The organism is Dactylosporangium sp. NPDC006015 (assembly GCF_040614215.1).
Lineage (GTDB): Bacteria > Actinomycetota > Actinomycetes > Mycobacteriales > Micromonosporaceae > Dactylosporangium > Dactylosporangium maewongense.
In genome coordinates this window covers 209,116-233,041 of record NZ_JBEXUD010000002.1, presented here as the reverse complement: position 1 = coordinate 233,041, position 23,926 = coordinate 209,116, and the positions used below count along the sequence as shown (strand labels likewise).

The 23,926-nt window shown below is 72.3% G+C and carries 18 protein-coding genes and 1 tRNA gene; 8 read left to right on the top strand and 11 right to left on the bottom strand.

Going from position 1 to position 23,926, the window contains the following annotated elements:
* Nucleotides 1-33: 33 nt before the first annotated feature.
* A complete protein-coding gene (locus ABZ321_RS04140) occupies nucleotides 34-597 on the top strand; it encodes a GNAT family N-acetyltransferase (protein ID WP_354889234.1) in 564 nt (187 codons plus the stop codon).
* On the opposite strand, the gene ABZ321_RS04135 is transcribed toward ABZ321_RS04140, so the two are convergent.
* From ABZ321_RS04135 to ABZ321_RS04105, 7 genes are all read right to left on the bottom strand, one after another.
* Nucleotides 568-918: a cyclic-phosphate processing receiver domain-containing protein gene (locus ABZ321_RS04135; RefSeq protein WP_344514946.1), complete on the bottom strand. Its 351-nt coding sequence runs from the start codon at nucleotides 916-918 to the stop codon at nucleotides 568-570. The genes ABZ321_RS04140 and ABZ321_RS04135 overlap by 30 nt on opposite strands.
* Before the next feature lie 17 nt (nucleotides 919-935).
* Nucleotides 936-2,690: an ankyrin repeat domain-containing protein gene (locus ABZ321_RS04130; RefSeq protein ID WP_354889232.1), complete on the bottom strand. Its 1,755-nt coding sequence runs from the start codon at nucleotides 2,688-2,690 to the stop codon at nucleotides 936-938.
* Between the two features lie 22 nt (nucleotides 2,691-2,712).
* A tRNA-Met gene (locus ABZ321_RS04125) sits at nucleotides 2,713-2,785 on the bottom strand.
* Nucleotides 2,776-4,221: a hypothetical protein gene (locus ABZ321_RS04120; RefSeq protein WP_354889230.1), complete on the bottom strand. Its 1,446-nt coding sequence runs from the start codon at nucleotides 4,219-4,221 to the stop codon at nucleotides 2,776-2,778. The genes ABZ321_RS04125 and ABZ321_RS04120 overlap by 10 nt, the downstream gene beginning before the upstream one ends.
* 20 nt (nucleotides 4,222-4,241) lie before the next feature.
* Nucleotides 4,242-4,403, bottom strand: a complete 162-nt coding sequence (locus tag ABZ321_RS04115; protein WP_354889228.1) for a hypothetical protein — start codon at nucleotides 4,401-4,403, stop codon at nucleotides 4,242-4,244.
* Nucleotides 4,404-4,496: 93 nt separating this feature from the next.
* On the bottom strand, nucleotides 4,497-4,850 hold the full coding sequence (locus ABZ321_RS04110) for a hypothetical protein (protein WP_344514846.1): 354 nt from the start codon (nucleotides 4,848-4,850) through the stop codon (nucleotides 4,497-4,499).
* A 57-nt stretch (nucleotides 4,851-4,907) separates the two neighbouring features.
* Nucleotides 4,908-5,360, bottom strand: a complete 453-nt coding sequence (locus tag ABZ321_RS04105) for a helix-turn-helix domain-containing protein (protein WP_354889226.1) — start codon at nucleotides 5,358-5,360, stop codon at nucleotides 4,908-4,910.
* Nucleotides 5,361-6,410: 1,050 nt separating this feature from the next.
* On the opposite strand from ABZ321_RS04105, the gene ABZ321_RS04100 reads away from it, so the two are divergent.
* The 3 genes from ABZ321_RS04100 (at nucleotide 6,411) to ABZ321_RS04090 (ending at nucleotide 10,752) form a co-directional block, all read left to right on the top strand.
* Entirely contained in the window at nucleotides 6,411-7,847 is a 1,437-nt protein-coding gene (locus ABZ321_RS04100; RefSeq protein ID WP_354889224.1) for an ankyrin repeat domain-containing protein, read from the top strand.
* A gap of 105 nt (nucleotides 7,848-7,952) precedes the next feature.
* Nucleotides 7,953-10,025 carry a cellulose binding domain-containing protein gene (locus ABZ321_RS04095; RefSeq protein WP_354889222.1) on the top strand — a complete coding sequence of 691 codons (2,073 nt, stop codon included), beginning with the start codon at nucleotides 7,953-7,955 and terminating at the stop codon, nucleotides 10,023-10,025.
* A gap of 313 nt (nucleotides 10,026-10,338) precedes the next feature.
* Nucleotides 10,339-10,752, top strand: a complete 414-nt coding sequence (locus ABZ321_RS04090; RefSeq protein WP_354889220.1) for a GNAT family N-acetyltransferase — start codon at nucleotides 10,339-10,341, stop codon at nucleotides 10,750-10,752.
* On the opposite strand, the gene ABZ321_RS04085 is transcribed toward ABZ321_RS04090, so the two are convergent.
* The 3 genes from ABZ321_RS04085 to ABZ321_RS04075 all read right to left on the bottom strand — a co-directional run bounded on the left by ABZ321_RS04085 (nucleotide 10,749) and on the right by ABZ321_RS04075 (nucleotide 15,158).
* Entirely contained in the window at nucleotides 10,749-11,783 is a 1,035-nt protein-coding gene (locus tag ABZ321_RS04085) for a DNA polymerase IV (protein ID WP_354889218.1), read from the bottom strand. The two genes, ABZ321_RS04090 and ABZ321_RS04085, sit on opposite strands and share 4 nt — an antisense overlap.
* 114 nt (nucleotides 11,784-11,897) lie before the next feature.
* Entirely contained in the window at nucleotides 11,898-14,351 is a 2,454-nt protein-coding gene (locus ABZ321_RS04080) for a LamG-like jellyroll fold domain-containing protein (RefSeq protein WP_354889216.1), read from the bottom strand.
* An 81-nt stretch (nucleotides 14,352-14,432) separates the two neighbouring features.
* Complete coding sequence (locus tag ABZ321_RS04075; RefSeq protein WP_354889214.1) at nucleotides 14,433-15,158, bottom strand: DUF6086 family protein; 726 nt, start codon at nucleotides 15,156-15,158, stop codon at nucleotides 14,433-14,435.
* Nucleotides 15,159-15,303: 145 nt separating this feature from the next.
* Here ABZ321_RS04075 and ABZ321_RS04070 point away from each other — a divergent pair, with 145 nt between their 5' ends.
* Nucleotides 15,304-16,161, top strand: coding sequence for a flagellin (locus tag ABZ321_RS04070; protein ID WP_354889212.1), 858 nt, complete (start codon nucleotides 15,304-15,306; stop codon nucleotides 16,159-16,161).
* Nucleotides 16,162-16,317: 156 nt separating this feature from the next.
* Nucleotides 16,318-17,943, top strand: coding sequence for a beta-1,3-glucanase family protein (locus ABZ321_RS04065; RefSeq protein ID WP_354889210.1), 1,626 nt, complete (start codon nucleotides 16,318-16,320; stop codon nucleotides 17,941-17,943).
* 24 nt (nucleotides 17,944-17,967) lie between these two features.
* Here the strand turns inward: ABZ321_RS04065 and ABZ321_RS04060 are convergent, their stop codons facing one another.
* Nucleotides 17,968-20,640 carry a LuxR C-terminal-related transcriptional regulator gene (locus tag ABZ321_RS04060; protein ID WP_354889208.1) on the bottom strand — a complete coding sequence of 891 codons (2,673 nt, stop codon included), beginning with the start codon at nucleotides 20,638-20,640 and terminating at the stop codon, nucleotides 17,968-17,970.
* A gap of 68 nt (nucleotides 20,641-20,708) precedes the next feature.
* Between ABZ321_RS04060 and ABZ321_RS04055 the strand changes: the two genes are divergently transcribed.
* Together ABZ321_RS04055 and ABZ321_RS04050 are read left to right on the top strand one after the other, a co-directional pair.
* On the top strand, nucleotides 20,709-21,407 hold the full coding sequence (locus tag ABZ321_RS04055; RefSeq protein WP_354889206.1) for an ABC transporter ATP-binding protein: 699 nt from the start codon (nucleotides 20,709-20,711) through the stop codon (nucleotides 21,405-21,407).
* The gene (locus ABZ321_RS04050; protein WP_354889204.1) at nucleotides 21,404-23,767 is read left to right on the top strand and encodes an FtsX-like permease family protein; all 2,364 of its coding nucleotides are present in this window, start codon (nucleotides 21,404-21,406) and stop codon (nucleotides 23,765-23,767) included. Before ABZ321_RS04055 ends, ABZ321_RS04050 begins: the two co-directional genes overlap by 4 nt.
* Nucleotides 23,768-23,926 lie beyond the last annotated feature (159 nt).

Sequence of the window (23,926 nt, the reverse complement as noted above, 5' to 3'; positions counted from 1 at the left end):
CCGGCGCTGATTCCGCGGTGCGAGGATGGCGCGATGTCGTTCACTGTCAGGCCCGTGCAGGCGTCCGAGTGGCCTCTGGTGAAGGAGCTCCGGCTCGCCGCGCTGCAGGATCCGGTCGCGCCGATCGCGTTCCTGGAGACGTACGAGCGGGCCGTCGCCCAGCCGGACGACTTCTGGCAGGGCCGCGCGGCCGACGCGGCACTCGGTGAGACGGTCCGCCAGTTCATCGGTGAGTCTCCCGAGGGCCGCTGGCTCGGCTCGGTCACCGTCCTGGTCGAGCCCGCCGGCGTCGAGGACTTCTGCGGCCAGACCGCGCCGTTCGCCCAGACGCACGTCGTCGGCGTCTTCGTGCGCCCCGAGGCGCGCGGCACCGGCCTGGCCCTGGCGCTGTTCGACGCGGCGGTCGAGTGGTCCCGGACCCAGCCCGTCGACCGGGTCCGCCTCTACGTGCACGAGTCCAACGCCCGCGCCCAGGCGCTCTACGAGAAGGCCGGCTTCAAGCGCACCGGCGTCGAGGTGACCCTGTCGGCCGGCCCCGAGTTCGAGTACGCCTTCCCGCTCGTGTCCTCACTCCCCGAGGTACGCGACCTGGGGTGATCCCGTGGCGGACCGGACCTCGTACCCCCACCGGCGCAGGGCCTGCAGCATCTTCGCCACGCCCGGGGGGTTGGCGGAGTGGACGAGGACGACCCCGATGTCGAACGGCCTGCCCTCGAACGCCGCCATCTCCAGGACCTCCACCACCGGCCAGATCGTGTCGTCGCCGCCGAGGTCGTGATCCAGCCACAGCTCGTCGATCCGCGCCTGCCGGTGCCGGTGCAGCGCCTCGACGCCCGCCGCGCTGGTCCGGGCGACCTCGGCCGCCCGGCCGTCCACGAAGGACCGCAGGTCGTCGACGAGGATCACTTTCGCCATCAGCGGTTCAGGGTGCGCCATCAGCGGTTCAGGGTGCGCAGGAAATCGAGGTCGCGGCGGCCGGTCCAGATGGCCATGCGCTGGAACGGCCGCTCCGAGCGGGCCTTCGGGTCGGCGCCCGCGTCGAGCAGCGCCCGCACCAGCGCCGGGCTGCCGTAGGCGACGGCCGGGTGCAGGGGCGTCTCGCCGTTCACGTCGCGTGCGTCGACGTCCAGGCCGGCGGCCAGCAGCCGGGTCAGGATCGCCAGGTCGGCGTCGAACAGCCACGGCAGCAGGTGCAGCAGCGTGCGGCCCCGCTCGTCGCGGACGTGCGGGTCGATGCCGGAGTCCAGGGCGGCCGCCACCGCCGGGCCGTCGCCGAGGTGGACGAGCCGCATGAGGTCACGGCGCAGGCCGCGCATCTGGCTCGGCATCCGCACCGCCGGGTCCCGCCAGCCCTCCTGGGCGGCGACGCAGCCGCGGACCGGGCCGCCGAACGCGCGCATCGCCCGCTCGCGCTGGATCTCGGCCGGCGAGTCCTGGATCTGGATGGCGCCGTCGCGCAGCACCACTTCGTGGATCGTCCCGGTGCAGTAGATCCGCACGCGGTCCTTGATGCGGACCGTTGGCGGTGCGGGCGTCGTACCGGCCGGGAACAACGCCTCGTGCACCAGCGGATGCAGCTGGTCGGGGCGCAGCGACCCGCGCAGCAGCCCGGTCAGCTCGTCCGGGCGGCGGGACAGCACGGACGGCAGCCGTGGCACGCGGGCCAGCTCCAGGCCGAACTCGGCGATCTCCGCGCGCTTCCGGTCGTCGTCGGCCTGCCCGTACGGCACGGCCGCGACCAGCCGGGCGCGCGGCTGCGGCGTGTCGAGGCGGTCCAGGACGAGGCAGCGCCCGGGGCGGTCGATCCGGACGAGGCCGCAGTGCTCGTCGACGTCGGTCGGCATCGGGTCGGGCCGCGGCGGTTCTCCTTGGGGACCCCAGTACCTTGGTTGGCTGCTCTTGTCTTGCTCCAGCGGTGCTGCGTGGCGCAGGTTCGTCACGTATTCGGCCACGCGGCGGGCCGCCTCGGGCAGCGTCGTGTGCACCGGCCGCAGCCGGGTGAGCGACTGCTCGACGACGGTCTGCCTGCTGGTCCGCAGTTCGTCGCCGGTGCGGCCGGGCGCGAACGCCGCCGGGTCGATGCGCTCCCGGCCCCATCCCGGGTCGAACAGCAGGACCTGGAGCTCGAACCCGGCCGCCGCCCACGCCTCGGCGTGCCGGCCCTCGTCGTCCAGCCGCATCGCCTGCTCGGCAACGGTTTCCGGCTGTGTTGCCCTACGCTCGCCGGTGTCGTTGAAGAACGGCAGGTGGGTCGTGCCGCCGCAGCGTCGCATCAGCCGGCCCGTGCACCGGGAGTCCCAGCGGTCGCGGAGCAGCAGCAGCGAATGGTCGCGTTTACCGGGCGTGGTGGCGTCGAGGCGCTCGAACGCCAACCGGATCCGCTGCGGCTCGTCGAGGTTTCCCGGCGGCCTTGCGACCAGCGCGTACGCGTCGGGGAACACCGCCAGGGGCAGGCAGAGTCCGGTGCGCAGCAGGCCGTCGCCGGGGCGTTGCGGCAGGTGCCAGCGCAGCAGGTCGGGCACGAGGTGGCGCAGGTCGTCCTCGATTCGCCCGGCGACCTCTTTTCCGTGGGCGTTGCTGATCGCGGGCAGGTCCACGTCGACGTCGACGCCCGCGGTCTGGCACGCGCCGTGCCAGTCGCCGGCGAGCCGCCGCTCGGTCGCCCGCTCGACCATCCACCCCAGCACCACGGCCCGCCCTCCTGTTTGCAGGCAGTGCCGACCGGATTCGAACCGGTGTCCTTCCGACTATGAGACGGACGCGACCACCTCTGCGCTACGGCCCTGCCGCGGCCGAGTTTAACGACAGCAGGCACCTTCCCAGGTCCGTCAGCTCGATGGTGACGCCGGGCTCCGGATGCACCGCCCACGGCGCGGTGCCCCACATGGCGGCGGCCTCGGCGGCCGCTTCCGGGTCGTCCGCGAACCCGGCGACCGCGACGGCGCCGTGGCGGGCGAGGGACGCGAGGGTGTTGCGGACGGCGGTGGCGGCGATGCCGGCGAACAGGTCGGGATCCCTGGCCGGAAGGCGGCTCCCGTGCTCGTGGATCAGCTGGTCGGTGAGCTTCTCCAATTCGGCCTTTCCCTGTTGTACGGCCAGCTGGTCGAGGAACAGCGGGGTCCACGGGTCGATCCACTGGCGCAGCTGCGCGGTGCCCTTCTCCGAGTGCAGCGGGGTGATCGGGTGGATGAGCGCGTCGGCGAGGTCCACCCACAGGTCGAGCGCTTCCTGCGGCTGTGTCTTCCCGGCCAGGACGTCGTCGATCAGGGCCGCCCCCGGTCCGCGGACGACCCTGGTGCGGCGCAGCTGGATGACGTCGAACTCGATCGCGAGCAGCCACAGCGGCGTCAGGATCGGCTCGGCCGTGCTCTGGTGGCCGAGCACCGCGAGCAGCGCGGGCCGGTCGGCCTTGCGCAGCTCACCCCGGTCGTCGAGCGGCCGGCCGTCGACCCCGACCCAGCCGGCGAGCGCGGCAAGGTCCCGCAGCAGCGCGCTGTCCCTGACCTGCTCGTACGGCGGCTCGACCTTGAGCTGTTCCGGCTTCTCCGGTTCCTTCGTCTGCTGCGGTGCGTTCGTCTTCGCCGGTTCGCTCGTCTTCGCCGACGCGTTCGTCTGGTCCGGCGCGGTCGTCGTTGTCCGCTGCGGAGGTCGGGTGCTCATCGTGACGGTGCCGCCGTCGATGGTGACGTGGCCGGTCGCGTACCCCTCACGCTCCTCCATCAGCCGCCCGAGCACCTCCCGGCGCTCCTCAGGCTGCCGCGCACTGAACTTCGCCGCCCACGCGTCGATCTCCGCCGGGTCCCCGTCGGGCCTGACGCCGTCCCGGAGCATCGCGGTGAAGATCCGCTTCGCCAGTTCCCACCGGTTCGTGTCGGCCATCGCGGCCGGGAACTTCGCCGTGAGCCGGTCCGCCTCCTTGAGCAGCGCGGCGGGCTTGGCACTCGCCGGGTGCAGCCGGTCCGTGGCGTCGAGGAACCGCAGGAACTCCCGCACCGTGCCGAGCCCGTGCTCGGCCAGCCCCCACGCGTCGACCTGCCGTGGCACGACGGCGTTCATGAACAGCTCGTGCACGTCCCCACTGCGCCACCGGGTCGGATCGGGCCGCTCCAGCCGCTCGGCCCGCACCCGCAACAACACCGCGATCCGGTCCCGCTCAGCCTCGTCTTCCGACCCCCACGCCGCGAACTCGTCGACGAGCCGCCGCTGCAACCGGTACGCCATTCACCGACCCTATCCGTAGCTCAGGTCACCAGTTTGCTGAAGAAGTCCCCGAACCCGGTGCCGAGCGCGCTGATCAGCCCCAGGAGCCCTCGGGCGACGCTCGCCGCCGCCTGCGGCCGGAACGCGATGAAGTAGATGATGAATGCCCAAGCGGCGTAGGTCAGCGTTTTCTTCACTGTCATCGGTCGCCCCGTGCGGTTGTCGTTCAGTCGTGTACCGATCCGCCGACTACCCCCTCGCCACAGTCCTAACCGCCCGTTTCCTCACTGCCTCGTTCACCGCTTGACGGACCGTTCGATGAGGTCAACGGCACTGCGCGGATCGTCGACCTGGATCACCAACCGCGCATACCGCTCGTCGGCGAGCTCCACGACGATGGCCTTCTCCGCGTCCCGCACATCCCAGAACACCTTCTCCCCGTCAAGGCGAAACGTCCCCGCCGTGATCACATTCGGGAGGTGCGTCCCAGCCGTCCTGATCCCTTTCGGCTGCCGCACCATTCCCGGGTCCGCCGTGGCCCCCCGCACGTTCGCCAGCGGAATCTCCAGCCTGCTCTTGAGCGCCCAGAGCTTGTCCAGCCCTTCCATCTCAACAACGAGGTTCCCCGAATCGATACTGACCGTCGCCATCCCCATCACTCCTTAGCTTCTCTGACCGCCGGGCCCTTCTGGACCGGCCAGGACTTCTCAATCGGCCGAGGCTTCTTGACCGGCCCGGGCCCGCAGCCGCAGCCCCAACAGCTCCGTGGCCCGCTCCACTCCAACGGCGTCATCCAGCCGGGCGAGCGCACCCCTGATCAGCCCGGCGACCTCTGAATCACCCGGCGCCTGCTCAACGGCCGCCAGCAGCAACAGATCCAGCACGCCCCCCTCGATGAGCGAGGCATCCCGGCCGCCGTCTTTCGGGGCCAGCTTCTCGATGGCCGCGAGCGCCGGCTCAAACTCGTGCTCGAGATACCACCGCAACGCGGTCAGATAGAGCCCCCGCTTGCTGCCGAACGTCTTGTACAGGCTGTTCCGATGCACCCCCAACCCATTGACCAGGTCATCCACGGACAACCCGTCGTAGGCCCGTCCCGCGAACAGCCGCACCGCCGCCCGCGTGACCACCTCTTCGTCAAAGCCTCTCGGTCGCCCCACCCCTCAGACGGTACGAGTAAAGGAACGATCAGTCAAGAACGAACGTTCCTAAATACTGTCGACACCTCACCAGCCGTCCAAGGTGGAGCACGCCCCGCCGGCCTCCGACGCCGAACCCGCGGCGCCTGCCCAATAGGTACCGCCGACGCGCACCCCACGGGACGGGTCGTCGCGCGGGTCGACAGAGCGCTCGACAGCCCGACGTCGAAGCGCGCCCACTCGCCTGTCGCCCCGCTCGCTCGGAGCCCATGCCACCCGCAACCTCGTGAGCTTCGGCGTTCACGGGTTCGACCGCCGCTGTGTCTGCCCGCTCGTGCTCAGCGACTGTCGAGCTCTCGGTGGCGGGCGAGGACCTGGTCGGCAGTCCAGCCGTGGGCGCTTCAGTCACGAGCGGTTCAGGTGTGGGTGGTCCAGGTGCGAGCGGCCCTGGCGAAGGCGGTGCGCCGGCGGGTGCTGGATCGTCGACCGGCTCGCCATGACCCGGGCGGCCGCCGTCGGCGCGTCCGCCGCACGGTGCCGTGGCGGTCGGCGGTGCCGCCTCTGTCAGGATGCGAGCGTTGCGGAGCCTCGTCAGCTTCGCTGCGTGGCGGGCCGCCAGCCCATGCGCGCGAGCCTCGGCGAACTCCGCCCTCACCCGCCGCTTCTCCTCGCACCGCCGGTCGGAGGCTGCGGCCTGCGCGGCGCGGCGAGCTGCCATCCACTCGTCCGAGCCGAACGGCGCCGACGAGGCGGAATCTGTTGCTGTCAAAGCGGATCGCATGGGCTGCCTCCCCCCGGTAGGCGCTGCACTCCATCGTCGGGGTCGCACGATCCCGCGTCCAGCGGCGTCGCCCACTGTCACCCACCGCCACCAACCCAACCACCGAGAGTTGCATTGCGGCGTCGCGGGTGACCGCGGCGGGTGAAGTCGTCTAGCCTTGGGGTCGGCGCTCGGGGCGCCAGCAGTCCGCGCGAAGGGCGAAGCCCACCTGGTAGATCGAGGCAGTGCCGGCATCACCTCCTTTCCGGCCTGAGTTTGCGGACACCAGGCGCACGGACAAGGAGGCAGTCGTGCCGACCCGTCGTCTTCCCGATCAACCCGACGTCGAGCAGCTCCGCAACCAGGCCAAGGCGCTCCAGCGGCGCGTGCGTGACAGTGATCCGCAGGCGCTGGAGCTGTTGCGGGAGTTCCATCCCAGGCACCGCGACGTGCGGCCCGAGACCGTCAAGCGGGCCGACGCGCAGCTGGTGGTCGCGCGGTCCTACGGGTTCGTGAGCTGGCCGGCGCTGCGGGCGACGCTGGACGTGATCGGCAGGTTCGCCCGATCGCCGCACCAGCAGAGGCCCGCCGGCGCGGCGGACGAGTTCCTGGTGCTCGCCTGCCTGACCTATGGCGGCGACGACCCGCGGCGGTGGGCGCGGGCGCGGCAGATGCTCGACGAGCGGCCCGAGCTGGCCGGGCACTCCATCTACACCACCGCTGCGGTCGGGGACGTCGCGGCGGCACGGCGGATCCTCGACGCGGATCCCGGCGCGGCGGATCGGCAGGGCGGCCCGCACAGGTGGGAGCCGCTGCTGTATCTGGCGTATTCGCGCGTCGACAGCACGGCGGCGGGGCACTCCACAGTGGAGGTCGCGCGGCTGCTGCTGGAGCGCGGCGCCGACCCGGCCGCGGGGTTCCTGTGGGACGGGTTGACGTCGCCGTTCACGGTGCTGGCGGGGGTGTTCGGCGGCGGCGAGGGCGGTCAGCCCGCGCACCGGGACGGGCCGGCGCTGGCGGAGCTGCTGCTCGAGGCGGGAGCCGACGCGAATGACAGTCAGACGCTGTACAACCGCGGCCTCCACCAAGACGATGACTCGCACCTTCCCGTGCTGCTGCGGCACGGGCTCGGGCGTGGTGACGGCGGGGTGTGGCACCGGCGGCTCGGGCCGACCCACCCCACGCCTGCGCAGCTGCTGCAGGACGAGCTGATCAAGGCGGCGCAGCACGGGTCGGTCGAGCGCGCGCGGCTCCTGGTGCGGCACGGCGCCGATCCGCGGGGCCTGGGCACCAGGCATCCCGTGTTCCAGGGGCTTGACGCGTTCTCGACGGCCGTGTTGTACGGCAATGCCGACGTGGCGGAGCTGTTCGGGGGCGACGGAGACCCGGTGCTGCGGTTTCTGGGCGCCTGCATGCGCGGTGATGCGGCCGCGACCGGTGACCGGCGGACGGCGGAGCTGGCGATCGCGGCGAAGCCGCACCATCTCGTCGCCGCGGCGAAGCTTGGCAGGACGGGCGCGGTGCGGCTGATGGCGGAGCTGGGGTTCGAGTTCAGGGGCACGTTGGCGCTGCACGAGGCGGCGTACCACGGGCACCTCGACACGGTGCGGGCGCTGGTCGAGCTGGGCGCCGACCCGGGGCGGACGGATCCGTCGTTCCACGCCACGGCACGGGGCTGGGCGGAGCACAACGAGCAATGGGTGGTGGCGGACTACCTGGCGTCCGTGGAACGTTCGCGGACCGAGTAGGGCGCGGCCATGGTCACGAGGTCAGCGCTGTCGAAGCGCTTGACATGGTCCCGGGGCATCCCCAGCATGGGAGCGCTTCCATCCATGCTCTCCGATTGGACCGTCATGAAGATCGGAATTCGCCGCGGCGCCGTGATGGGTGCGGCGCTGCTGCTCGCGGCCGTTCCAGCGGTCGCCGTTCCGGGGGCCGCCATGGCCGCCGACCCCGTCGCCACCACCGTCACCGTCAACGCCAAGGCAGGCCTCGCGACCGTCCCTGACACCGCGCTCGGCGTCAACGACGCGATCTGGGACGCCGAGCTCGGCACCACCGCGGTGTCCGACCTGCTCGGCGCCGCCGGCGTGCAGATGCTGCGGTATCCGGGCGGCTCGTATGCCGACATCTACCACTGGCGCGACCACACCGCGCCCGGCGGTTACGTGGCGCCGAACACCGACTTCGACACGTTCATGGGCTCGGTCCGCCGCATCAACGCCCAGCCGATGATCATCGCGAACTACGGCACGGGTACCGCCGAGGAAGCCGCCGACTGGGTCCGCTACGCCAACGTGACCAAGGGTTACGGCGCGAAGTACTGGACGATCGGCAACGAGAACTACGGCAACGGCCACTACGGCTCCGCGTGGGAGGCGGACAACCACGCCGACAAGAGCCCGCGGGCGTATGCGGAGGGCGTGGTCGCGTTCGCCGCGGCGATGAAGGCCGTCGACCCGACCATCAAGATCGGCGCGGTGCTGACCACGCCGGGCAACTGGCCCGACGGGCTGGTCGGCTCGGGCGACGCCGGCACGTGGAACCAGGTCGTGCTGTCCGTCGCCGGGCCGTCGATCGACTTCGTGGACCTGCACTGGTATCCGGGCGGCGGCACCGCCGCGGAGTCCCTGACCAAGACCGAGCAGATCGACGACATCATGTACCTGACGCGGCAGCAGATCGCCCGCTACGCGGGTACCGGCGCCGGCCGCATCAAGGTCAGCTTCACCGAGCTGAACGTGGGCGTCGGCCAGAACACGCAGCCGGGAGCGCTGTTCCTCGCCGACACGTACAGCAGCCTTCTCGCCAACGGGGTCTTCACCATCCAGTGGTGGAACGTGCACAACGGCATCGGCACCGTCTCCACCGTCGCCGGGCAGACCGACTACGGCGACTTCGGCCTGCTGTCCAGCGGCGGCTGCCAGACCGGCGGCACCGTGTGCGAGCCGGCGATGAACACGCCGTTCGCGCCGTATCACGCGCTGAGCGTCATGAAGTCGTTCGTCCGCCCGGGGGACCAGCTCGTCCGCGCCGCCACCGGGGACCCGCTCGTGGCCGCGCACGCCGCCCGCCGGCCCAACGGGGACCTCGCCGTCCTGCTCATCAACAAGGACCCCGACAACGCGCGGTCCGTCAGCCTCAAGTACTCCGGCTGGTCCGCCGCGTCGGGCGCGCCGGCGGTCACCACGTTCCGCAACGGTGACAGCGCCCCGTCGACCGCGACGGCGGGCACGGCGGCGGCGCAGACGATCGCGCCGTACTCGCTGACGCTGCTCGTGCTCCACCCGTCGTCGTCCACGACCGGCGCGCCGAAGGCACCCGGCCAGCCCACGACGACCGCCATCGGCGCGAACACCGCGACCATCGCGTGGCCGGCGGCGTCCGCGGGCAGCAGCCCGATCGCCAAGTACGAGGTGTACCGCCAGAACGGCGCCATCAGCGAGCAGCTCGGCGAGACGTCCGGCACGTCGCTGCCGGTGTACAACCTGAACCCCGGCACGCGGTACACCGTCAACGTGGTCACCCGCGACACCGCGGGCAAGGTCTCCTGGTCGTCGCCGCCGCTGACGTTCACGACGACGAGCCCGGCGACGAGCGCCTGCACCGTCCGCTTCACCGACGTCAACGACTGGGGCAACGGCTACGTCGGCAACATCGACATCACCAACACCGGCCCGAGCCCGATCAACGGGTGGACGCTGACCTTCACCTGGCCCACCGCCTGGCAGAGCGTCAGCGGCAGCTGGAACGGCAACTGGACCCAGACCGGCCGCGACGTGAAGGTCACCAACATCGACACGAACGGCGCCCTCGCCGCCGGCGGTGGGGCCACCAGCACCGGGTTCGTCGGCGCGTACAACGGACCCAACGTTCTCCCGTCCGCCTTCCGCCTCAACGGCACGGTCTGCACCGTCGCCGCCTGACCCGTCCTGCGGCGAACCGGTCCGGCGGCAGTTTGTTGCCGGACCGGGGGGCCACTGGTTGGTCGCAGTTGTTGCCGGACCGGGAGCCACCGGCTGGGCGCAGTTGTTGCCGGCACGGGGCGATTGCCGGCGAACCGGTCCGGGCAGTAGGCGTTACCCGCGGCAAGTGCCTGGCGAGACGGGCTGGTGGCAGTTGTTGCCGGACCGGAGGCGTTTGCCGTCGAAATGTGTTGTGGGGGTGGGGGGCGGCGGCAGGATGAGTGGGGTGGGGACGTGGGAGGTGCGGCGGGCTGCGGCGGCGGATGCTGGGGTTGTGGCGGGGTTGCTGGATGCGTTCAACCGGGAGTTCGACACGCCTACGCCCGGGGTTGAGGTGCTTGCCGGGCGGCTTGAGCGGTTGCTGGTGGGGGATGAGCTGGTGGTGTTGCTGGCCGGGGAGCCGGCCGCCGGGGTTGCCGTGCTGTCGTTCCGGGTCAATGTCTGGTCCGAGGGGCCTGCCGTCGTGCTCGATGAGCTGTACGTCAGGCCGGGGCTGCGCGGCCAGGGGGTCGGGCGCGCGATGCTGGGCGCCGCGTGTGAGGTGGCGAAGGGGCGTGGGGCGGAGGCGTTGGAGATCCATGTGGACGGGGCGGACACGGAGGCGCGGCGGTTCTATGAGGCGCACGGGTTCGTCAACGTCGAGCCGGGGGCGGATGAGCCGATGTACTTCTACTACCGAGACCTCTAAGCCGGCAGCTCCAGGTCCAGGCGGACGCCGAGCAGCCGCACCGGGCGGTGCAGGGAGAACTTGGCCAGCACGGTCCGCGCGGTCCCGGCGATCACGTCGAGGTCGGTGGTCGGGCCGCCGCGCAGCTTCATGACCTTGGTGGGGGTGTAGAAGGACGAGAAGCGGACCTTCACCGCCACGTGCGTGACCTGCCGCCCGTCGGCGACGACCGAGGCGCCCAGTGCAGTCGCGAGCGCGGAGACGTGGCCGGCGAGTTCGTCCGGGTCGGTGACGTCCGTGAGGAACGTCGTCTCACGGCTGCGGGACCGGGCGATCCAGGGCTCCGTGTCGATGGTGGTGTCGCCGGTGCCGACGGCCGTCGCCGCGAGCCACGTGCCGCTGCGCTGCCCGAAGTGCTCGATGAGCAGGGCGACGTCGCAGGCGGCCAGGTCGGCGACGGTGTGCACGCCGATGGTGGTGAGCCGCTTCGTGGTCTTCGGGCCGACGCCCCACAGGTCGGCCGCCGGGAGGCCACCCATGACGTCGGGCCACGTCGAACCTGTGAGCTGGAAAAGGCCGCCGGGCTTGGCGAACCGTGCCGCGTGCTTGGCGGTGAGCTTGTTGTCGCCGACGCCGACCGCGCAGCTCAGCCCGGTCTCGTCCAGCACCGCCTGCCGTACGTCGGCCGCGAGCACCATCGGCTCGTCGGTGTCGGCGCCGAGGAAGGCCTCGTCCCAGCCGTACACCTGCAGCAGCACCGGAAAGCGCGCCAAGGTCGCCATGACCTGCACCGATGCGGCCTGGTACGCCTCGACGTCGGACGGCAGGAACACGGCCGACGGGCACCGCTTCGCCGCCGCCTTCAACGGCATGCCGGACCGGACGCCGAGGGCGCGCGCCTCGTACGACGCGGTCGCCACCACCTGCCGCGGCCGCTCCGGATTCCCGTCGCCGCCGACGACGACGGGCAGCCCCTTCAGCGATGGCCGCCGAAGGATCTCCACCGCCGCGATGAACTGATCGAGGTCGACGTGCAGCAGCCACCAGCCCACCCGTCCACGCTAACCGAACCACGCCGCACGCAGGGCCGATGCGCCGTCACGGCACACATCTGAGCACGCTGGAACAAACGCCGGGAGCGGGAAGGCCCGCTCCCGGCGCCGGTGTCAGTTGCCGGAGGTGAACAGTTGCTGGATCTCGGCGGGGGTCAGGGCACGGTCGTACAGGTGGACCTGGTCGACGGTGCCGTCGAGGAAGTCGACGGGGTTCCCGCCGAACTTGCCGCGGCCGATGACGGTGTTGCCGGTGGGGGCGGCCTGCGGGAGACAGGCGCCGGCGGTGCCGGCGAGCTGGCCGTCGACGTACAGGCGGAGCTCGCCCTTCACGGTGTCCCTGACGCCGGCGAGGTGGTACCACTGGCCCGGGTTCGGCCTGGTGGGGGCCAGGGCGCGGACGCCGACGAAGCTCATCGCGAAGCGCTGGTCGGCGCCGGAGTACTGCAGGAAGAAGTCGCTGTTCGTCGGGCCGTCCTGGCTGACGACGGTCTGGAAGGCGCCGTCGACGCGGTCGAGCTTGACCCATGCGGCGGCGGTGTAGTCGGTCGCCGTGTCGATCAGCGGGGCGCCGGTGTCGAGGTAGCCGTTGTCGAAGGAGACGCCGTCGCCGGTGTGCCCCGCGACGAACGCCGCACCGCCGACCACGGTGGCGTCGTGGGAGCCGGCCTCGTCAGACGTAGAGCCGTCGAGGGGGTAGTAGGCGATGCCGGTCAGGCCCGGCGTGCCCGGCGGTGGCTGCGGCACGTTGCCCGGTGAACCGTCGGCGGCGGCGATGATCTGCTGGTTGATCTGCTTGACCTGCTTGAGGTCCATCTTCGCGACCTGCCGGTCGTAGGTCCAGAAGCCGTTGAGCTCGCCCTCGACGTCGGTGATCTGGGTGTACACCGAGGCGCTGATCCCGCAGGACTTCGCCGACGCGATGACGGCCTTCTGGTTCTCGACGTACTTCGCGGTGAGCGTCGCCTTGTCGGGCGTCATCTCGTACGCGCCGCCGTCGCCGAACCACATGTGGTTGGACGTCTTCAGGCCGAAGCCGCCGTGCTCGCCGTCGATCGAGACGCGGTCGCCGCTCGGCGCGGGGGAGGCCGGGCCGAGGTACTGGTGGAAGTCGATGACGTCACCGCGGCCGGAGTCGCCCTTGGAGTTGCAGCAGTTGACGCCGCTGTGCGCGTTGACGAGCCGCGAGGGGTCCTGGGCCTTGACGTCGTCGGCGATGCGGCCGGTCGCGGTGCGGTCCCACTCGCCCCAGCCCTCGTTGAAGGGCACCCACGCCACGATCGACGTCCAGCTCTGGTGCTCGCGGACCATCTCGTGCAGCTCGGCCTCGAACTGGTCGCGCCACTCCACCGGGATGGGGCCGGTGTTGGCCGCCGGCATGTCCTGCCACACCATCAGGCCGAGCTTGTCGGCCCAGTAGTACCAGCGGTCGGGCTCGACCTTGATGTGCTTGCGCACGGCGTTGAAGCCCATCGCCTTGTCCTGCTGCAGGTCGAACTTCAGCGCCGCATCGGTGGGCGCGGTGTTGAGCCCGTCGGGCCAGAAGCCCTGGTCGAGGTTGGCGAGGTTGAACAGGATCTTGCCGTTGAGCGCGATCCGCAGCTTGCCGTCGGCGCCGCGCAGCGTGCCGATCTGTCGCATGCCGAAGTAGGAGCCGACGGTGTCGCCGGAGGTCAGCCGGACCTGCAGGTCGTACAGGAACGGGTTGTCCGGCGACCAGAGCTTCGGGTTCGGCACGGGCACCGCGACCGGCGTGCCGACGGTGCCGGTGACCCGGCCGACGACCTTGTTGCCGTTGCGGGCGACCGCCTCGAACTGCTGGCCGGGCGTTCCGTTCACGGTCAGGCCCAGGCTCTGGGTCGCCAGGGAGGGCGTCATCGAGAGGGAGGTGATGGACGCGGCCGGGACGGGCTCCATCCACACCGTCCGCCAGATGCCGGAGCTGCCCTGGTAGAAGATGCCGCGGTCGCTGACCCGGCGCTGCTTGCCGATCGGCTGGCCGGTCGCGTCGGTGAGGTCCTCCGCCCAGACGATGAGCTCCTGGGGGCCGGTCCCGACCAGCGCGTCGGTCACGTCGAGGTCGAAGCCGTCGTACCCGCCGCGGTGCGTGCCCACCTGGGTGCCGTTGACGTACACCTTCGCGTCGTAGTCGACCGCGCCGAAGTGCAGGACCAGCCGCTGGCCCGCCCAGGCGGCCGGGACGGTGAAGGTCCGCCGGTACCACATGCGGTCCTCGTGCCGCTGGATCCCGGACAGCGCCGACTCGATCGGGTAGGGCACCAGCACCCGCTCGCCGAGGCTCTGCCCGGTCGGCACGGCCTGGTCGACGGTGGCCCGGGCGAACTCCCACACGCCGTTGAGGTTCTGCCAGCGGTTGCGGGTGAGCTGCGGCCGCGGGTACTCCGGCAGGGCGTTGGTGGGCCCGACCTGCGCGGTCCACGGGGTGGCGATGGGCGGGATGCCGGGGTGCCAGCTGGGTCCTTCGGGCGGTGGCGGGGCGGCGGCCGCGGGGGTGGCCACGGCGACCGCGATCGCGGTGGCGGCCGCGATCCAGGCGAGTCTTCTCACGGGTGCACTCCTTAGCATCGAAGTGCACCCATACCAACAAAAACAATCAGGTTACGTCAAGCATTGACACATTCAAACACCTCATGCCACGCTCGGGGGTGGATCCCCGAAGCCGAGCCAGGTGATCCGGTGGCCCAGCCCGTCGTGCACCACCTGCAGGCGCAGCCGTGACACCCCGTACACCGTGTCCCACAGCGACATGACGCTGACCCGGCGGTACCCCTCATCGGTGCTGATCAGGTCCGGTGGGATCCGCTGCGGCGGCAGCAGCAGGGGCACCGGGTATCCGTCGACGATCTCCCGCAGCCGGTCGCCCTGCCAGCCGAGGCCGTCCGTGCGGGCGTCGATCGTCTGGTACCAGCCCCGCACAAGATCCAACACGATCGCCGCGAGCTCGAAGCGGACCGACGGCGGCAGCTCCCGCGCGGTCGGTGGCCCCCACGCGACCGGTTCGAGCCCGCTCGGCGGCAGCGCGATGTGCATGCCGTCGCGGATCTCCGGGTTGCCGCCGAGCTCCCGCAGCGGGCCGTTGAGGTGCTGGTCGAGCGACGCGAGGACCTGCAGCGTGCCGAGCGACATCGCCCGGACCGCCGGCGAGTGCTGCCGGTTCCAGTCGTTGAGCAGGAACACGAAGAACTCCCGCAGCTTCAACGGGTCGAAGTGCAGCTCGTCGCTCTCGGGCCCGAGGATGCCGCTGGAGCGCTGGATCCGGTGCTCCATGACGCGCACCTGCGCCGCGAACAGCTGCGCCGTGCTGGTGCCCGGCTTCCAGAAGGGGACCCCGTCGACGTACCCGTACATGCCCATGCGCATGACCTTGCCATCCGTGGGCCGCGGCGACGAAAAAAAACGTCCGGGCGAAGCCTCATGCCCATCCGGGTGGCGCCGATGTCAGAGCCGTGCGGGCCACGGACGGCCCGGGCAGTACGACCCGGATCAAGGAGGAATCACCATGGGTCTTCGTATCAACAACAACATCGCCGCGCAGAACGCCTACCGGAACCTGTCGACGACCGACAGCCAGATGAGCAAGTCGCTGGAGCGCCTGTCGTCCGGTTACCGGATCAACCGCGCCGCGGACGACGCGGCCGGCCTGTCGATCAGTGAGGGCCTGCGGTCCCAGATCGGTGGTCTGAAGGTCGCGGTCCGCAACGCGCAGGACGGCATCTCGGTCGTGCAGACCGCTGAAGGCGCGCTCACCGAGACGCACTCGATCCTGCAGCGTATGCGTGACCTGTCGGTGCAGGCGTCCTCGACCGGTTCGCAGGACACCGACGCCCGTACCGCGGCGCAGACGGAGTTCACGCAGCTGAACGCCGAGCTCGACCGCATCTCCACCACCACGTCCTTCGGTGGCCAGAAGCTGCTCGACTCGAGCGCCTCCTACACCGGCACCTTCCAGGTCGGCGCCAACACCAACACCGCAGACCAGATCGCGGTCAACCTCGGCACCGCCGCCTTCGGCAGCGTCACCGGCGTCACCGGCTTCGACTCGACCGGCCTCGGGGTCGACTCGCTCGACCTGGTGACCGGCGCCTCGGCCGCCATCACCGCGATCGACACCGCGATCAAGGGCATCTCGACCGCGCGGGCCACGCTCGGTGCGTACCAGAACCGGTTCGAGCACACCATCAACAACCTCAACACCGCGGTGGAGAACCTGTCGGCGTCCGAGTCCCGCATCCGCGACACGGACATGGCCTCGGAGATGGTGTCCTTCACCCGCTCGCAGATCCTGACCCAGGCCGGGACGAGCATGCTGGCCCAGGCGAACCAGGCGCCGCAGAACGTCCTGTCGCTGCTCCGATAAATCAACAGACCGTGAGCGGAGCCCGACCTACGTTGGGCTCCGCTCAACGATTTCTTAAGTTTCGATTCGGTGACGGTGGATTCTGTCGATCTCTGTTGACACGTTCCCCACCGGTAACAAAGGCTGCTGAGAGCGCTCTCACGAAGGAGTCTCTCGGTGCGTTTCAGGACAAAGGTGCTCGGTGCGCTCGCCGCGCTCGCCGTGGCGGTGCCGGTCGGCATCGCGGCGATGCCGTCGGCGTCGGCGCTCGGACCCAACCTGCTGCCCTTCACGGTCAAGAACACCACGGGCCGCGGCGACGCGGTCTACCTCTACGTCATCGGTGTCAACCTCACCACCGGCCGCCTCGGCTACGCCAACGCCGGCGGCACGTTCACCAACTGGGCCGGCGGGTCCAACCCGCCCTCCCCGGCGCCGGACGTCGCGATCGCCGGCCCCGGCAACGGCGGCAGCACCACGATCCAGCTGCCGAAGAACATGTCCGGCCGGGTGTACATGTCCCTGGGCCAGAAGCTGAAGTTCTTCCTCACCCCCGACGGGCTCGTCCAGCCGGCGCCGTGGGCCGCCGGCGACCCCAACCACGACATCCTGTTCGACTGGAGCGAGTTCACCTACAACGACGCCGGGCTGTGGCTCAACAGCTCGCAGGTCGACATGTTCGCCGTGCCGCACGAGGTCAGCGTCACCGGCAGCAACGGCGTCACGACCAGGACCGGCGCGCCCGTCGCCAACGGCCGGCAGAACGTCATCAACCAGATCAAGGCCCAGTCCGGCTGGGGCAACACCGTCGTCACCCGTGCCGACGGCACCGTGCTGCGCGTCCTCGCCCCGGGCAAGGCGGCCGACGCCGGGCTGTTCAGCGCGACGTACCTCGACCCGTACATCACCAACGCCTGGAACGCGTACACGTCCAAGACCCTGACGGTGGTGCCCTTCACCGACCAGCCGGGCGTCAAGTACTTCGGCCGGACCAGCGGCAACGTCATGAACTTCACCAACGGCTCGGGCCAGCGGGTCGCGTCGTTCAACAAGCCCAGCACCAGCAACGTCTGGGGCTGCGACGGCGCGCTCGGCGCCCCCAACGACCAGGTCGTCGGCCCGATCGCCCGCACGCTCTGCGCGGCGCTGCACCGCGGCACGCTCGGCACCATCGACACCCAGCCCGGCGGCGGGGCGGCGGACTTCTACAAGAGCTCGCTGACCAACCACTACTCGCGGATCATCCACGCGAACATGGCCGACGGGAAGGCGTACGGGTTCGCCTTCGACGACGTGCAGAACCAGGAGTCGCTGGTGCACTCCGGCGACCCGCGGTCCGCCGGCATCACCCTGAGCCCGTTCGTCGGCGGCACCACCCCGCCGCCCACCGGCGGCGGCACCACGCAGCCCCCGGCGGGCAACGTCAGCGGGATCGCCAGCAACTGGCACGGCAAGTGCATCGACGTGCCGAACTGGAACTTCAACGACGGCCAGCGCCTGATCGTCTGGAACTGCACCGGCGGCACCAACCAGCGCTGGACCTGGGTCAACGGCACCCTGCGCACCGAGAACAACAAGTGCATGGACGTCGCCTGGGGCTCGAAGGACAACGGCGCCGCGATCCAGATCGCCAACTGCAGCGGCAACGCCGCCCAGCAGTTCGTCCTGTCCGCCGCCGGCGACCTGGTCAACCCCCAGGCCAACAAGTGCGTGGACATCGCCGGCTGGAACCCGGACAACGACGCCGTCCTGCACCTGTGGGAGTGCACCGGCGGCGCCAACCAGAAGTGGCACAAAGTCTGACCACGCCGTGAGCAGTGGCCCGCCTCAGCCGGACAGGTCGAGGCGGGCCAGTTGCGTGCGGCTGGCCACGCCGAGCTTCGGGAAGGCGCGGTAGAGGTGGTAGCTGATGGTCTTCGGGGAGAGGAAGAGCTGGGCGCCGATCTCCCGGTTGGTCAGGCCGGCCGCGACGAGCCTGACGATCTGGAGCTCCTGCGGGGACAAAGTGGCCCCGGCGCTGGCCGGCGGCGACACCGCGAGCTGAAAACCGGAAGCGCGCAGCTCGGCGCGGGCCCGCTCCGCCCACGGGACGGCGCCGAGACGGTCGAAGACCTCCGCCGCGGTCCGTAGCTGGGCGCGGGCCTCGGTCTTGCGGCGTTCCCGGCGCAGCCGTTCGCCGTAGGCGAGGTGGGTGCGGGCCGCCTCCCACGGGTGGCCGCCGAGCGCGACCGCGGCCTCGAAGTGCCGGCTCGCGTCGGGCCAGGACGGCTCGAGCAGGGCGTGGCAGCGGTGCGCGACCGCGTCGGCCCAGTCGAGGCGCGCCGCGGCGGCCCAGTCGGCGAAGCGCGCGCAGGCCGCCTCGGCCCGGTCGAACGCGCCGATCCGCACCGCCGCCTCGACCTGGTCCGGTGCGCTGTAGACGGCCTGGATCTGGTGGCGGACCGGGCCGGCCAGGGCCGCCTCGAGCCGGTCCGACGCCTCCGCCGGGCGGCCCTGCCCCAGGTCAAGCAGGGCCAGGGCCCACTCCGCCCAGGCGAGCCCGTTGGCGATGTGGTTGCCGGCGTACCGGTCGTGGCAGCGCGCCGCCAGCTCGACACAGCGGTCGGTGGAGCCGCTGGCCGCGGCGACCCAGGCGAGGATCCCTTCCAGGTATCCGGCCCGGTTCGGCTGGCCGGTGTCGGCGGCGAGCCGCAGCCCTTCGGTGGCGGTGGCGACCGCGTCCCGGAAGCGGCCCAGGTACAGCTCCGACGCCGCCAGCGTCACGTGGGCGAGGGGCAGCCAGCCGATCGAACCCTCGGCCCGCGACTCGTCGGCGACGCCCTGCGAGATCGCCCGGCCGGCCTCGAAGTCGCCGACGAGACCGGCCACGAACGCCGCGTTGAGCCGCAGGTTCGGCGGGCCGGTCCTGGTGCTGGTGAGGGCCCGCATCGCCGGTACACCCGCCGCCGGACCCTCAAGCAGGAGCCGCGCCGCCGCCGTCACCGCCGCCACCGCCGGGGCGAGGCCGTCGGAGGGTCGCAGGCCGAGGTCGTCCAGCCGCCGCGCCGCCTCGCGCACCCGCGGCGGGTCGCTGAGCTGCCACGCGTTGCGCGCCGCGTCGACCAGCAGGAGCCCGGCGGCCCGGCGGTCCACCGGCGCCAGCGCCGACGCCCCCGCGACCAGCAGGTCGTGCGCGGACGCCGCCGACCCCTCGTCGAACGCCAGCCGCGCCCGCAGCTCGCACACCCGGGCGGTGAGCACCGGGTCGTCGTCGACCGGGTCGCAGGACGCCAGGAACCGGCGGGTCAGGTCGGGCTGGCCGGCGTCGTTCGCGGCGACCGCCGCCGCGACCAGCCGCCGGGTCCGTTCGCCGGGCGCGGCGGTCAGCTCGGCGGAGCGCTGCAACGCCGCCGCCGCGGCGGGGTAGCCCTTGCGGCCGAGGGCCCGCTCGGCGGCGCGTTCCAGGGCGAGCGCCGCCTCCTCGTCCGGCCCGGTCGCGGCGGCGGCCAGGTGCCAGGCCCGGCGGTCGTCGTCGGCGGGAAGTGTCTGCGCCAGCGTCCGGTGTACGGCCAGCCGCCGATCGAACGTGGTCTGCTGATACGCGGCGGCCCGCAGCAGCGGATGGGTGAACGCGATCCGCCCGGCGGCGACCGTCACCAGGCCCGCCTCCTCGGCCGCGCCCAGGCCGGACGGTGCCACGCCGAGCAGCTCCGCCGTCCGCAGCACGACCCCGAGGCCCTCGTCGGGCGAGGCGGCGGCGATCAGCAGCATCGCCCGGCCGTCGGGCGGCAGCCGGTCGATCCGCGCCGCGAACGCCTCCTGGATCCGGCGCGGCAGCAGCGCCGGCACGAACGGCGGCGCACCGCGCGGCAGCTCCCGCAGCGCCAGCGGGTTGCCGGCGCTGTCGCGCACCAGCCGCATCCGGATCCGCGGCGGCAGGTCCGGCCGGATGCGCCGCAGCAGGGCGTCCGCGGTCTCCGGGTCCAGCCCGGCGAGCCGGTGCTCCGGCAGGCCCTCCGGGGCGAACTCGTCCCGCGCGGCGAAGAGCATCGCCACGGACTCGGCCTGCAACCGGCGCGCCACGAACCGCAGCGCCTGCGCGGAGGAGCCGTCCAGCCACTGCGCGTCGTCGACCAGGCACAGCACCGGGCGCTCCTCGGCCAGCTCGGCCAGCAGCGTCAGCACCGCGGCCCCGACGAGCAGCTGGTCGCCGCCGGCGGCCGGGCCGAGCCCGAGGGCCCCGCGCAGCGCGGCGGCCTGCACGTCCGGCAGCTGCGACGAGGAGGCGAGCGCCGGCGCCAGCAGCTGGTGCAGCGACGCGAACGGGACCTCGGCCTCGGTCTCCACCCCGGCGCAGCGCAGGACCGTCATCCCCGCGGCGCCGGCGGCCGCGTCGTCGAGCAGGGAGCTCTTGCCGATGCCCGGGTCGCCGCGGACGACGAGGACGGCGCTGTGCCCGGTGCGGGCCCGGTCGAGCACCGCGCCGGTCGCGGCCCGATCGACGTCCCGCCCCCAAAGCATGATCATTCGAGGGTACTGGTCACCTGTCCGGTACCGCGACCACGCCCGCCGCTCGTACGGTCGGCGGCATGGTTGAGCTCGAGGCCGTCACCAGGCGGTACGGAAAGAACACCGCGCTGGACGCGGTCACGGTCGCGTTCGCGCGGGGCACGTTCACGGCGGTGATGGGGCCGTCCGGCTCCGGCAAGTCGACGCTGCTGCAGTGCGCCGCCGGACTCGACCGGCCCGACGCCGGCCGGATCACGGTCGCCGGTCAGGACCTCACCGGCCTCAGCGAGCGCCGCCTCACGCTGCTGCGCCGCGAGCGGATCGGCTTCGTGTTCCAGGCCTTCAACCTGCTGCCCGCGCTCACCGCCCGGCAGAACGTCGGCCTCCCGATGCGCCTCGCCGGCCGCCGCCCGGACCGCGCCACGGTCGACCGTGCCCTCGCCGCCGTCGGCCTCGCCGACCGCGCCGGGCACCGGCCGCAGCAGCTGTCCGGCGGGCAGCAGCAGCGGGTCGCGATCGCTCGGGCCCTCGTCACCCGCCCGGCGGTCCTCTTCGCCGACGAGCCGACCGGCGCGCTGGACACCAACACGGGCCGCGACGTGCTGCGGCTGCTGCGCGACCTCGTCGACGAGCACCACCAGACGGTCGTCATGGTCACCCACGACCCGGCCGCCGCCGCGTACGCCGACCGCGTGCTGTTCCTGACCGACGGCCGCCTCTCCGGCTCCCTGTCCGCCCCCACCGCGTCCGCGGTCATCGAGATGATGGCCGCCGCATGATCGGCATCGCGCTCGCGGGGCTGCGGCTGCGGTGGCGGTCGTTCGTGGGGACGTTCCTCGCGCTCGCGTTCGGCAGCGCCCTCATCGCCGCCATGGGGCAGGTCCTCGCCACCACCGCCACCGCCCCGGACCGGGCGCCGCAGCGGTACGCGGCCTACCCGGTCGTGGTCGCGCCGCACGACACGCTGACCGTGCCGACCTGGCGCGGCGGCGAGAGCCAGCCCCTCGCCGTCTCGCCCGGCCTGCCCGCGGACGTGGTGGCGGCGCTGCCGGCCGGGCGGGTCGACCGGATCATCCCCGCGCAGTTCGCCGACGGGCCGCCCGGTGCAGGCGCTTATTCCGGGATCGCCCGGCCGTGGGCGCTCGCGCCCGCGCTGCTGTCGGGCCGCGTGCCCGCCGCCGCCGACGAGGTCGCCACCTCGGGCGCACCGCTCGGCGCGCGGATCCGGATCGTGACCGGTGACGGGATCCGCTCGTACACCGTGAGCGGCACCGTCAAGGAAGGACTGTTCTTCACCGACGCCACCGCCGCACAGCTGCGGCCGCAGGTCGACGCCGTCGTCGTCGACGGCGACGGCGAGCGGGTCCGGGCCGCGGTCGGCGACCGGGCCAGGGTGCTCACCGGCGACGACCGCGCCCGCCTCGACCCCGGCCGCACCGCCGACGCCCGGGCCCGCAACAACGCCAACACGATCGTGGGCATCGCGCTGGGGTTCGCCGCCTTCGTCGCGATCTTCGTCGTGGCCTCGACGTTCGCCTTCGCCGTCGGGCAGCGGCGGCAGGAGTTCGCCCTGCTGCGGGCCGGCGGAGCGCTCCCCGGTCAGGTGCGGCGGCTGGTGTACTGGGAAGCCCTGGCGGTCGCGCTCGTCGCCGCCGCGATCGGCGCCCTCGCCGGTCCCGCGCTGGCCCCGGCACTGCTGGATCTGCTGCGCGAGCGCGGCATGGCGCCCGGCTGGGTGCACACGATCAGCCCGGCCCGGTGGCCCATGTGGACCGCCTTCGGCACCGGCGTCACCGTGGCGCTGCTCGGCGCGGTCACCGCGGCGTGGCGGGCCGGCCGGGTCCGCCCCGGCGAGGCGCTGCGCGAGACGGTCGTGGAGTCCCGGACCATGCCGCCCGCCCGCTGGGTCGCCGGCATCCTGACCCTCGGCACCGCGCTGGTCACGATGGCGGTGACGGCGATCGACGACCCGGCGTCCGCGACCAACCGCAAGAGCTACATGCCGGTCGTGATGCTGCTGATCGTCGCCGCGGGCCTGCTCGCCCCGGCGCTCGTCGCCGTCGTCGCCCGCCGCCTCGGCGGCGCCGCCCCGCGGGGCACGGGCCTGCTGCTGGCGGTGCGCAACGTGACGGCCTCGGCGCGCCGGACGGCGGCGGTCGCGGCGCCCGTCCTCGTCACCGTCGGGCTGGCGGCGTCGCTGCTCATCGCGTCCGACCTCACCGACGAGGCGAAGAACGTGCTGCGCGCCAGGCCCGCGCACGCCGACTTCCTGGTCCTGCCCGACGGTCCGAAAATCGGTCAAGGCTTGGACCGGGAACTCGTCGCGGGGCTGCGCGGCGTCCCCGGCGTCGACGTCACCTTCAGCGCCGAGACCACCGTGTACACCCTGGAAGGCGACACCGCGCTGGTCCGGCGCGACGCGGCGGAGGCCGACGACGTGCCCGCCGGCGGGATCAAGGTCGCCGGCGACTGGGGGCTGCGCGCCGGCGACACGGCCCGGCTGTGGCTCGCCGACGGCAGCGAGGCGCGCCTGCGGGTGCTGGAGGTGCTGCCGCCGGGGAGCGCGGTCGACGCCTACCTGCCGGCGTCCGCCGGGACGCTGCCGTCGGTCGCGTACGTGCGGCTGCGCCCCGGCACCGACCCGGCCGCCGCGACCGCGGCGCTGCGGGCCGCCGCCGACGGGCACCGGGCCCGGGCGGTCACGCGCGAGGCGTGGCTGGCGGCCGCGGGCCAGGGCCAGGGGTCGGCGAGCCGGCTCGGGCTGCTGGTGGTGCTCGGGATCGTGCTCGCGTACACCACCCTGGCGATGGTCAACACGCTGCTGATGGCGGCGCCGGACCGGGCGGGGGAGCGGCGGTCGCTGGGCCTGCTGGGGGCCAGCCGGCGGCAGGTCCTGGCGTGGACGGCGGTCGAGACGCTGGTCACGGTCGCGCTGGGCGTCCTGCTCGGGGTGGTCGTCGCGGTGGTCGCGGTGGCCGGCCTGTGGACGACGCTGCTGGGCGTCGCCGGGGCGGTGACGGTGAGCGTGCCGTGGGCGACCCTGGGCGCCCTGACCGGGGGGACGGCGCTCATCGCGGTCACTGCGGCGCTGGTGGGAGCCACTGACAGAGCCACTGACAGGAAGCCCCGGAGGAGCTGACAGGAAGCCCTGGAGAAATAGTGAGACCGGCACCCACGGGGGAAGGCGCCGGTCTACTGCATCCAAGGATAGGCCGCCCGCGGCGCATCCGCCAGTGCCAACCGGATGACGTCCTTCGTGGACGATCGGAGGCTGGTCCATCGCGATGTCGCCGCCCGT

Bases quoted from the DNA above. Each gene is read 5' to 3' on its own strand.
- ABZ321_RS04140 (WP_354889234.1), top strand. From the start codon at position 34: ATGTCGTTCACTGTCAGGCCCGTGCAGGCGTCCGAGTGGCCTCTGGTG.
- ABZ321_RS04120 (WP_354889230.1), bottom strand. From the start codon at position 4,221: ATGGCGTACCGGTTGCAGCGGCGGCTCGTCGACGAGTTCGCGGCGTGG.
- ABZ321_RS04115 (WP_354889228.1), bottom strand. From the start codon at position 4,403: ATGACAGTGAAGAAAACGCTGACCTACGCCGCTTGGGCATTCATCATC.
- ABZ321_RS04110 (WP_344514846.1), bottom strand. From the start codon at position 4,850: ATGGCGACGGTCAGTATCGATTCGGGGAACCTCGTTGTTGAGATGGAA.
- ABZ321_RS04095 (WP_354889222.1), top strand. From the start codon at position 7,953: ATGAAGATCGGAATTCGCCGCGGCGCCGTGATGGGTGCGGCGCTGCTG.
- ABZ321_RS04075 (WP_354889214.1), bottom strand. From the start codon at position 15,158: ATGGGCATGTACGGGTACGTCGACGGGGTCCCCTTCTGGAAGCCGGGC.
- ABZ321_RS04070 (WP_354889212.1), top strand. From the start codon at position 15,304: ATGGGTCTTCGTATCAACAACAACATCGCCGCGCAGAACGCCTACCGG.
- ABZ321_RS04060 (WP_354889208.1), bottom strand. From the start codon at position 20,640: ATGCTTTGGGGGCGGGACGTCGATCGGGCCGCGACCGGCGCGGTGCTC.
- ABZ321_RS04055 (WP_354889206.1), top strand. From the start codon at position 20,709: ATGGTTGAGCTCGAGGCCGTCACCAGGCGGTACGGAAAGAACACCGCG.
- ABZ321_RS04050 (WP_354889204.1), top strand. From the start codon at position 21,404: ATGATCGGCATCGCGCTCGCGGGGCTGCGGCTGCGGTGGCGGTCGTTC.